The organism is Lacinutrix sp., from assembly GCF_037625555.1.
GTDB lineage: Bacteria > Bacteroidota > Bacteroidia > Flavobacteriales > Flavobacteriaceae > Lacinutrix.
Window position 1 is genome coordinate 1 of the sequence record NZ_JASJHV010000097.1, and the last position, 3389, is coordinate 3389.

The following is a 3389-nucleotide window of genomic DNA, read 5'->3' on the forward strand; positions in this document are numbered from 1 at the left end:
ATATTGTCTGTATTCATCTAGCGTCGTGGCACCAACACATTGTATTTCGCCTCTAGCTAAAGCAGGTTTAAACATGTTTGAAGCATCTAAACTTCCAGTTGCGCCACCAGCACCAACAATGGTATGTATTTCGTCTATAAACAAAATAACATCATCATTTTTTTCAAGTTCGTTCATTACAGCTTTCATGCGTTCTTCAAACTGACCTCTGTATTTTGTTCCAGCAACTAAGCTTGCTAAATCTAAAGTAACAACACGTTTTCCAAAAAGAATACGAGACACTTTACGCTTAACAATTCTATTTGCTAAACCTTCTGCAATTGCACTTTTACCAACACCTGGTTCACCAATTAGCAAAGGATTATTTTTCTTTCTACGGGATAAAATTTGAGAAACGCGCTCTATTTCTTTTTCACGACCTACAACAGGATCTAATTTACCTTCTTCTGCCATTGCAGTTAAATCACGTCCAAAATTATCTAAAACAGGTGTTTTAGACTTCTTATTACCCTTACCTGTAGGTGTATTAAAAATATCTTTAGACTCACTACCTTCTTTATCCTTAGAATCATCATCTTGAAAAGATTCTGATTTTGGTTCTATATAATTATCGTCGTTTGTTATCATAGACTTAAATTGTTCTTTTACATTATCATAATCTACTTTTAACTTATTTAAAAGTTTAGTTGTTGGATCGTTTTCATTTCTTAAAACACATAATAATAAATGTGCCGTATTTATTGAGGTACTTTGAAAAAGCTTTGCTTCTAGAAAAGTTGTTTTTAATGCTCGCTCAGCTTGCCGTGTTAAATGCAAGTTCTTTTTTTCGTTAGCAGTGATAGTAACATTAGGAATTGCTTGGCTTAATATCTCTACTTTGCGTCTTAAATGATTTAAATCTATATCTAAAGCATTTAATATATTTATTGCTTTTCCATTTCCATCTTTCAGTAAACCAAGCATAAGGTGCTCAGTACCAATAAAATCATGACCTAAGCGAAGTGCTTCTTCTTTACTGTAAGCTATTACATCTTTTACTCTTGGTGAAAAATTATCATCCATATAGTTATCCTTTCGACATTAAATTTAGTGATTTATAATATAGAAACAAAAACTATTCCTTAATGTTATTATGTGCCATTTATTATTTAAATAAGTAAAAAAAGGTGTTGTATTGCTCTTTTTTACTGGATTAGAATAGAAAAACGGGTGCTTTATTCTATTATTTTAAATAAGAGATGGTAATCACTGCTAATAGACAAAAAAAAGTTTATAAAATCAAAACAATTAACAAGATAGTTATTAACGAAAAAGGGTGTTTTAATTGTTAATAAAAACTCTCAGAAATTAGGTTTAAAGTCTTACCATTACTAATGAAATATTTATATTAGCATGTTTCAAAATAACTACAAAAATTTAATTAAGATTATATATGGCAGAAGGTGAAAAAGTGATTCCAATTAATATTGAAGATGAAATGAAATCGGCTTACATTGATTATTCAATGTCAGTTATTGTGTCACGTGCTTTACCAGACGTAAGAGATGGTTTAAAACCAGTTCATAGACGTGTGCTTTATGGTATGCATGAACTAGGTGTTAGAGCAAATAGTGCACACAAAAAGTCGGCAAGAATAGTTGGTGAGGTTTTAGGTAAGTATCATCCACATGGAGATACTTCAGTTTATGATGCAATGGTGCGTATGGCTCAGGAATGGAGTTTACGTTACATGCTTGTAGATGGACAAGGTAACTTTGGTTCTGTAGATGGAGATAGTCCTGCAGCAATGCGTTATACAGAGGCAAGAATGCGTAAAATATCTGAAGACATGTTAGCAGATATTGATAAGGAAACTGTTGACCATAAACTAAATTTTGATGATACGCTAGAAGAACCAACTGTATTACCAACACGTATTCCAGGATTACTTGTAAATGGTGCTTCTGGTATTGCAGTAGGTATGGCTACAAATATGCCTCCTCACAACTTAACTGAAGTTGTTGATGGAACTATTGCATACATTGATAATAACGATATTGAAATAGATGAATTAATACAGCATGTAAAAGCACCAGATTTCCCTACAGGAGGAACTATTTATGGTTATGATGGTGTTAAAGAAGCTTTTCATACAGGCCGTGGACGTATTGTTATGCGTGCTAATGCAAATATAGAAGAGGTTCAAGGTAGAGAATGTGTAATTGTTACAGAAATTCCTTACCAAGTGAACAAGGCAGATATGATTAAAAAAACTGCCGATTTAATTAACGATAAAAAATTAGAAGGCATCTCTACCATTAGAGATGAGTCTGATAGAAACGGAATGCGTATTGTTTATGTTTTAAAGCGTGATGCAATACCTAACATCGTTTTAAATAAATTATACAAGTACACGGCTTTACAATCGTCTTTTAGTGTTAATAATATTGCATTAGTAAAAGGACGTCCGCAATTATTGAATTTAAAACAATTAATTCAATATTTTGTTGAGCACAGACATGATGTGGTTGTAAGACGAACAACTTACGAATTACGAAAAGCTGAGGAGCGCGCTCATATATTAGAAGGATTAATTATAGCATCAGACAATATTGATGAAGTAATTAAAATTATTAGAGCATCTTCAAATGGAGATGAAGCGCGTAACAATTTAATTGAACGTTTTAAGCTTTCAGAAATTCAAGCGAAAGCAATAGTAGAAATGCGTCTACGTCAATTAACAGGATTAGAGCAAGATAAACTTCGTAATGAATATGAAGATATCATGAAAACTATTGAAGACCTAAAAGATATTTTAGGTGATGAAGGACTTAGAATGACCATTATTAAGGAGGAACTAATTGTTATTCGTGATAAATATGGAGACGAACGTCGTTCTGTAATAGAATATGCTGGAGGAGATTTAAGTATCGAAGATATGATTCCAGATGCGCAAGTTGTTATTACAATTTCTCATGCAGGATATATTAAGAGAACATTATTAAGCGAATATAAAACTCAAAATAGAGGAGGAGTTGGACAAAAAGCATCAACAACTAGAAATGAAGATTTCTTAGAGCATTTATTTGTTGGTACAAACCACCAATACATGTTATTCTTTACACAAAAAGGAAAATGTTTCTGGATGCGTGTTTACGAAATTCCAGAAGGTAGTAAAACATCTAAAGGTAGAGCCATCCAAAATCTTATAAATATAGAGCAAGACGATAAAGTAATGGCTTTTATTTGTACACAAGATTTAAAAGATGAAGATTACATTAATAGTCATTATGTAATTATGGCTACTAAAAAAGGTCAAGTTAAAAAGACATCTTTAGAGCAATACTCTAGACCAAGAACTAACGGTATTAATGCAATAACTATTAAAGAAGATGATGTTTTATTAGAAG

The 3389-nt window shown here is 32.0% G+C and carries 2 protein-coding genes; one reads left to right on the plus strand and one right to left on the minus strand.

Annotated elements, in window-relative coordinates; translation table 11 throughout:
- A partial coding sequence (locus tag QNK89_RS08130) for a Clp protease N-terminal domain-containing protein (protein ID WP_340170510.1) occupies positions 1–1062 on the minus strand: 1062 nt, incomplete at its 3' end.
- A 370-nt stretch (positions 1063–1432) separates the two neighbouring features.
- On the opposite strand from QNK89_RS08130, the gene gyrA reads away from it, so the two are divergent.
- A partial coding sequence (gyrA, locus tag QNK89_RS08135; protein WP_340170511.1) for a DNA gyrase subunit A occupies positions 1433–3389 on the plus strand: 1957 nt, incomplete at its 3' end.